Source organism: Pseudomonas sp. GL-RE-26 (assembly GCF_019956275.1).
GTDB classification, from domain to species: Bacteria; Pseudomonadota; Gammaproteobacteria; order Pseudomonadales; family Pseudomonadaceae; genus Aquipseudomonas; species Aquipseudomonas grandcourensis.
The window spans coordinates 24,890-33,401 of record NZ_JAHBDI010000039.1 but is presented as its reverse complement, the minus strand read 5'-3'; the positions used below and the strand labels follow the sequence as shown (position 1 = coordinate 33,401).

Below are 8,512 nucleotides of genomic sequence, written 5' to 3'. Positions count from 1 at the left end.
ACGACCCTGACCGTGGGCGGCATTGCCGTGGTCACTGCTGGCGTGGCGGCGGGCTTCCCGCAATCGATCACCACCCCGTTGGGCAGCACGCTGACCATCACCGGGTTCAACGCGGCGACCGGTGTGGTGAGCTACAGCTACACCCTGAACGATAACGAAGCCCACCCGACCGCCAACGGCACCAACACCCTGCCTGAACAGTTCGCCGTGACCGTGGTCGACGACAACGGCACCACTGCCACGGGCAGCCTCGACGTGAACATCGTCGACGACCTGCCAAAGGGCGTGTACGACAGCAATGCTTCAACGGCCTCGGAAACCCTGCTGACGCTGAACGGCAACGTGCTGAGCAACGACGTGCAAGGCGCCGACCGCGTAACGCTCGGCGAAAACGCCGGCCCGGTCACCCCCGGCACCTTCACCGGCACCTATGGCACCCTGGTGCTCAATGCCAACGGCACGTACACCTACACGCTGAGCACCAGCGATGCCGACTTCAAAGCCCTGCACGGCGGTGGCGACGGCACCGAAACCTTCACCTACACCCTCACCGATTCTGACGGCGACAGCAGCACCGCGAACCTGGTGTTGCAGATCCACAACAACGATGATCCCGTCACCATCGATGGCCTGAGCGTCACCGGTGGCGAACTCACCGTTTTCGAGAAAAACCTCAGCGATGGCAGCGCACCGGACTCCACCGCGCTGACCCAGAACGGCACCTTCACCGTCGCTGCCCTCGACGGAGTTACGACCCTGACCGTGGGCGGCATTGCCGTGGTCACCGCTGGCGTGGCGGCGGGCTTCCCGCAATCGATCAGCACCCCATTGGGCAGCACTCTGACCATCACCGGGTTCAACGCGGCGACCGGCGTGGTGAGTTACAGCTACACCCTCAACGATAACGAAGCCCACCCCAATGCCAGCGGCGCCAACACCCTGCCTGAACAGTTCGCCGTGAACGTGGTCGACGACAACGGCACCACTGCCACGGGCAGCCTCGACGTGAACATCGTCGACGACCTGCCAAAGGGCGTGTACGACAGCAATGCTTCAACGGCCTCGGAAACCCTGCTGACGTTGAACGGCAACGTACTGACCAACGATGTGCAAGGCGCCGACCGCGTAACTGTTGGTGAAAACGCCGGCCCGATCACCCCCGGCACCTTCACCGGCACCTACGGCACCCTGGTGTTGAATGCCAACGGCACTTACACCTACACCCTCAACACCAGCGATGACGATTTCAAGGCGCTGCACGGCGGTGGCAATGGCACCGAAACCTTCACCTACACCCTCACCGATTCTGACGGCGACAGCAGCACCGCCAATCTGGTGCTGGAGATCCACAACAACGACGCCCCAGTGGTCCTCAACGGCCTTGACGTGTATGGCGGTGAGCTGACGGTCTACGAGAAAAATCTCAGCGATGGCACCAGCCCGGATACACCGGAGCTGACCCAGAGCGGTACCTTCACCGTGACCGCCCTCGATGGCCTGCAAACCCTGACCGTGGGCGGCATCACGGTGGTCAGCGGTGGCGTGGCCGCCGGCTTCCCGCAAACCGCAGTCACGCCACTGGGCAGCACCCTGACCATCACCGGTTACAACGCGGCGACCGGCGTGATCAGCTACAGCTACACCCTCAACAACAACGAAGCCCATCCGACTGCCGATGGCGCCAACAGCCTGGCCGAGAACATCAACGTCGTAGCCACCGACAGCGATGGCGACAGTGCGACCGCGCAGATCAACGTCAACATCATCGATGACTTGCCAAGCGCCAATCTCGACGCGGATTCGGTGCAGGAGGGCGGCACGGTCAGCGGCAATGTGCTGGACAACGACATCGGCGGGGCTGATGGTCCGGCTGTCACTGGGGCGGTGGTCGGTGTGCGTGCCGGTAGCGACACATCAACCTCGGCCATCGGCGGGCTCGGTGACCACATTGCCGGCACCTACGGTTACCTGACCCTCGATGCCAACGGCAACGCCGTTTATCACAGCACGCCTAACGCAGTAAGCGGCCCCGGCGCGGTGGATGTGTTCACCTACACGGTGCGCGACTCCGATGGTGACGAAAGCACCACCACCATCACCATCGACGTCTACAACAGTTGCCTGAAAGCTGTTAGCGACAACGATGTTACGGTTTTGGAAAAAGCCCTCGATCTGAGCCAGGACGGCCAGGACCTGGTGGCCGGTACGGTCACCGGCAGCGATCCGACCAACACTGGTGAAACCGCTTCTGGCACGCTGGTGGGCTCGGTCACCCATGCCGTCGGCGCGATCACCTACGCTCTGGTCGGCAGCGATGTCGGGGCATACGGGCAGATTCAGCTCAACACCAACGGCACCTACACCTACACCCTGACGACGCCACCGAGCACCACGCCGCACGCCAATGACGGTCCGAACGTGATGCACGAAACCTTCACCTACCAGGCCACCGATTCGTTGGGCAACATCGTCACCAGCACCATCGTGGTGAACATTGTCGATGACGTGCCCAAAGCGATGAACGACAGCAACGTCGGCACCGCTTCGGAGACAGCTTTAAGCCTCAGCGGCGATGTGTTCGGCAACGACGTGATCGGCGCGGATAAAGTCGCCACCGGCCCGGATGCCGGCCCGGTCACCCCAGGCACCTTCACCGGTACCTATGGCACCCTGGTACTCAATGCCAACGGCACCTACACCTACACGCTGGATCCCGATAATGCGGACTTCAAAAACCTGCATGGCGGTGGCAGCGATACCGAAACCTTCACCTACACCCTCACGGACGCCGACGGTGACATCAGCACCGCCAAACTGGTGCTGAACGTCTACAACAACGACGATAAGGTCACCCTCAACGGCCTCGACGTGTATGGCGGTGAGTTGACGGTCTACGAGAAAAATCTCAGCGACGGCACCAGCCCCGACACGCCGGCCCTGACCCAGAGCGGTACCTTCACCGTGACCGCCCTCGATGGCCTGCAAACCCTGACCGTGGGCGGCATCACGGTGGTCAGCGGTGGCGTGGCCGTCGACTTCCCGCAAACCGCCGTCACGCCACTGGGCAGCACCCTGACCATCACCGGTTTCAGCCAGGGCGTGATCAGCTACAGCTACACCCTGAACGATAACGAAGCCCATCCCACGGCCAACGGCACCAACAACCTCATCGAGAACATCAACGTCGTAGCCACCGACACCGATGGCGACAGCGATACCGGGCAGATCAACGTCAAGATCGTCGACGACCTGCCAAGCGCCAAACCAGACTCGTCGTCGGTAGTGGAGGGCGGCACCGTCAACATCAGTGTGCTGGGCAACGACGTCAGCGGCGCCGATGGTCCGGCGACAGTGGTCGGCGTGCGTGCCGGCGGCAACACCTTGACCTCGGCCATTGGTGGGCTGGGCAACCAGATCAACGGTACCTATGGCTACCTGACCCTCGATGCCAACGGCAACGCGGTGTATCACAGCAACCAGAATTCCGTCGGCGATCCGGGCGCCACTGACACGTTCACCTACACCGTGCGTGATTCCGATGGCGATGAAAGCACCACCACCATCACCATCGACGTCGCCAACAGCATCATCAAGGCCAACCCCGATAACGACGTGACGGTCTACGAAAAAGCCCTCGACCTGAGCAAGGACGGGCAGGACCTGGCCGCCGGTACCGTCACCGGCAGCGACCCGGGCAACACGGGCGAAACCGCGTCCGGGACCCTGGTCGGTTCGGTCTCGGGTGCCAGCGGCGCGCTCAGCTACACCCTGGTCGGCAGCGCCTCCGGCACCTACGGACAGATCCTGATCAACCCCGACGGCAGCTACACCTACACCCTGACCTCGGCACCGAAAACCTCGCCGAACGCCAACGACGGGCCGAACAGCCTGAGCGAAAGCTTCACCTACAAAGCCACCGATGCACTGGGCAACAGCAGCACCAGCACCATCGTGATCAACATTGTCGATGACGTGCCCAAGGCGGTGGCAACGGATCGCTCGGTGGCGGCGGTGGAGATCGATTCCAACCTGCTGATCGTGCTCGACGTCTCCGGCAGCATGGTCGACGCTTCCGGTGTGTCGGGGCTGTCGCGGCTGGATCTGGCCAAGCAGGCCATCAGTGCGTTGCTGGATAAATACGACGACCTGGGCGATGTGAAAGTGCAGCTCGTCACCTTCAGCAGCAGCGCCACCGACAGGACTTCGGTGTGGGTCGATGTCGCGACCGCGAAGACACTGCTGGCCGGCCTCACCGCGAACGGTGGCACCAACTACGACGCGGCTGTGGCGACCATGCAGACTGCGTTCAACACCTCGGGCAAACTGACCGGTGCGCAAAACGTCGGCTACTTCTTCTCCGACGGCAAGCCCACCACCGGTCAGGAAATCGGCACCACCGACGAAACCGCGCTGAAAGCCTTCCTCGATGCCAACAACATCAAGAACTATGCGATCGGCCTGGGCAGCGGCGTGAGCAACGCCAACCTCGATCCGCTGGCCTACGACGGCATCAGCCACACCAACACCAATGCGGTGGTGGTCACCGACCTCAACCAACTCAACTCGGTGCTGTCTGGCACCGTGGTCGGCGCACCGGTCACCGGTTCGTTGCTGGGTGAGGGCGGCTCGTTCGGCGCTGATGGCGGTTTCATCAAATCCATCGTGGTCGACGGCACCACCTACACTTACGATCCAAAAGCCCTCAGCGGCCAGGGTTCGTTGACGCCAAGCGGCGGCACCAACCACGGCACCTTCGACACCGTGAACAACACGGTGAGCATCGCCACCAACAACGGCGGCACATTGGTGATCAACCTCGACACTGGCGATTACAACTACACCTCGCAGAAAACCACTGCGGTGGTGATCACCGAGAACATCGGCTTCACCGTCAGCGACAACGATGGCGACCTCGCCAGCTCGATGCTGACCGTGAAAGTGATCCCCAACGCGCCTCCGGTGGCGGCGGACGACCACGTCATCACTAACGATCTGTCGAGCAACATCGTGGTGCCGGGCGAGCTGTTGCTGGCCAACGACACCGACCCCAACGGGGATACGCTCAACGCGACGCCGACCACCTTCAACACCGGCTGGGCAGCGAAAGGCGCGGACTTCACCGGTAGCGGCACGATCGGCTTCGCCGGCACCGACAACATCGCTGCCAACCAGAGTCTGGCCAACGTGCGCAATTCCTTTGCGGCCAACGCGGCGACCATGACGGCGCTGTTGGTGGTCAGTGGCTATCTCGACGGGGTGACCAACTCCAATGCCAACGATGAAGACCTCATCACGGTCAAACTAAAACAGGGTGAGACGCTCAACCTCGACCACAACCTGGGTGCCGGGCACATCACGATGGAGTATTCGCTCAATGGTGGGGCGTTCCTAAGCATCGCCGATGGTGGCACCATCACTGCAGGCGCGGATGGCACCTACCAGATCCACGTGACCAACATCGCCAACACCAGTGGTGGCAATAAGAATGGGGCAGAAAACTACGACCTGACCATGACCGTCAATTACGCCGGAGCACACGAAGTCACCACGGACTACCACGGCACCTACACCGCCAACGACAACCACGGCGGCAGCGACTCGGCCAACCTGACCATCAGCTATCAGGACGGTCACACCCTCACCGGCACCAGCGGGGATGACATACTGGTGGCGGGCACGGGCAACAACATCATCAATGCCGGCGACGGCAACGATGTGCTCACTGCCGGTTCCGGCAACAACGAGCTGCATGGCGGTGCCGGCAATGATCTGCTCTTCAGCGGCCCGGGCACCGACATCCTCGATGGCGGTACGGGCATCGACACGGCAAGCTATGCCCACGCCACCGCCGGGGTGACGGTCGACCTCAGCCTGCTGGGTGGGCAAAACACTTTCGGTGCCGGCACTGACACCCTGACCGGTATCGAAAACCTCATCGGCTCGAACTTCAACGACACTCTGACCGGAGACGCCACCAACAACGTGATCAATGGCGGCCTTGGCAACGACATCCTCAGGGGCGGGGACGGCGATGACTTGCTGATCGGTGGCCTGGGCAACAACACCCTGACTGGCGGGACGGGGGCGGATACCTTCCAGTGGCTCAAGGGCAACAGTGGCCATGACGTGATCACCGACTTCACGCCCGGAACCGACAAGCTTGACCTGTCGCAACTGCTGCAAGGGGAAAACGGCACCACGGCTTCGCTGGATGACTATCTGCACTTCACCGTCACCGGCAGCGGGCCGTCGACAGTGACCAGCATCGACGTCAGCGCCATGGCCGGCGCCGCGCCGAACCAGACCATCGACCTGGCCGGCGTCGACCTGGCCAGCCACTACGGTGTAACGCCAGGGGCGGGAGGGGTGATCGCAGGCGGGCATGACACGGCGACCATCATCAACGGCATGCTCAACGATCATTCGTTGAAGGTGGACACCGTGTGACCTGAAACCCGCTAAAAAAACCCGCCACCCTGGGAAGGGAGCGGGTTTTATTGCCCGGGACAAAGGTCGATGTCCGGTCAATGGTTACAGTACCTCGATGTACCCATCATCACATCGGCTCTGGCGCCCCGATCAACCGCCCCATGGCCCCGAATACACACAACTCCCTGATTGCTTCCAGTTCCCCGCGTGTCTCGACCATCTCGGCAATCAGCGGCAAATCAATGCTGTGGGTCGCGCGAAAGATCGCGTCGATGAACATTCGCTTGTCAGGCTGCTCGTCGATGTTGCGAATGTAGGCTCCATCGATTTTCAGGTACGCCAGGCCCAATTGGGTCAGGTTGCCGATCTGGCTGAAGCGCCCGCCAAAGTGTTGCAGGCCGATTCGATATCCGGTCTTGAGCAATGTGCTGCAAAGGTTCTGTAGCACTTCGGGGGATGGCAACTGGCGCTCGTCGATTTCCAGGGTCAACAGCGGCGCCAGTTCGGGAAGGGAGTCGAGCAGGTCGAGGATTGTTCGCCATTGCACTGGGTCGCGCAGGGTGCTCCCGGACAGACTTAACGCCAGGGGCCTGCGGTTGACCACCAGGTCGTCCAGCGTGGCTTCGAGCATTGCCAGGTCGAACCGTCCGGACCAGCCGAGACGCTCGATCCACGGCAGGAAATGCCCGGCGGCAATCGCCTCGCCCTGCGGGTCGAGCAGGCGTGCGAGCACTTTGTGATGCAGCACCTGGCGGGTGTCGGCGCATTGCACGACGGGCTGGAAGTACAGCTGCATTTTGCCTTCGGTCAAGGCATCGTCGATCCAGGTGCGCCAGTCGTGCTGGGAATGATTCGGTGCCGTGTCACGATGGCTCAAATGAACCCAGGGGCGTTCGGGATGCTGCCGGGACTCCGTCAGCGCCTGATCAAGGCGCAGGAGAACGGTGCTGATCGGCTCACCGGGGCGGTAGGCGACAACGCCCAGATGGGCGACCGGCATGCAATCGCTGGCACCGGTCAGGCGCAGGTTCTCCAGGCTGACGCTGATATCGGCGGCCAGGCGCGCGGCACTTTCAGCGTCCAGGCCCGGTGTCAGCAGGCTGAATTCGCCGCCACGATTACGCGCCGCCAGCCAGGTTCGACGCTCCGGCAATTGAGTCAGGCGCTTGAGCAATTCGCCGACGGCAGTGATCAGCGCGTCGGTCCGTTGGCCACCCAGGCGCTGGTTGAGGCCATTGAGGTCGTTGATTCGCAACATCAGCAAATGACCATCGCGGCTCTGTTCGCAAACGCGTAAATGGTCGGCCAGTTGCTCGTCGAGCAGGCGCCGGTTGGCCAGGCCGGTGAGGCTGTCCAGATAGGATTCGGCCCGCAGTTTTTCGCTGCGCGCAGCCTCCTCGACGAACAGTGCCTTGAGCTTCTCGACCATCTGGTTCATCGCCAGCACCACCCGTTTCAGTTCCGGTGTGCGCGGCAGTTTCGGCAGGCTGAGAAACTCGCGTTTGCTGATGGCCTCGGCCTGCCGGACCATGCTGTCGAGGGGGCGAAATTGCCGGCGCAGCATCCATCCTCCAATGACGGCGCTGAACAGCCCGCACAACAGCAACCAGATCAGGCTACCGAGGGTGCTGTCCCAGAGCTTGGCCAGGGCGAATTGCGGATTGCTCAGCACTTCGACCCGTGCCAGTTGTTCCCAGCCGCGCATGATCAGGGCATCGCCACCCTCCGGGCGCAGGTCGACCAGGTTGACGAACCAGTCAGGCACACCGTCGATTTTCGTCGGTGTAGTGCGCTCCACCAGGGTTTGCTGATCCTTGAGCCTGATGACGCGGATGCTGCTGAAATAGCCGCTGTCGAAAATCGAACTGACCATCAGCTCCATCATTGCCGGGTCATCGACCTGTGCCGTCAGCGACAGCCCCAGCGCGGTGGCCGCGTCCTGGGCGTGGGCGCGCAGTTGGCTGAGTGTTTGTTCGCGGGAGCTTTCCAGGCTGGCAAAAAAACTGCCGCTGAACGCCACCAGCAGGAACAGGCAGATGGCCAGGAACAACTGTTTACGCAGTGTCATGCATCGCTCCTTGCA

General features: G+C 62.2%; 2 protein-coding genes. One reads left to right on the top strand and one right to left on the bottom strand.

Annotation, left to right across the window (positions count from 1 at the left end):
• Window positions 1–6,447 (top strand): Ig-like domain-containing protein (locus KGB07_RS21540; protein ID WP_223466492.1); only part of this gene is annotated, 6,447 nt, incomplete at its 5' end.
• Window positions 6,448–6,556: 109 nt separating this feature from the next.
• On the opposite strand, the gene lapD is transcribed toward KGB07_RS21540, so the two are convergent.
• Window positions 6,557–8,497 (bottom strand): cyclic di-GMP receptor LapD, encoded by a 1,941-nt coding sequence (gene lapD / locus KGB07_RS21535; protein ID WP_046037758.1) that lies wholly within the window; start codon window positions 8,495–8,497, stop codon window positions 6,557–6,559.
• Between the last annotated feature and the right edge of the window lie 15 nt (window positions 8,498–8,512).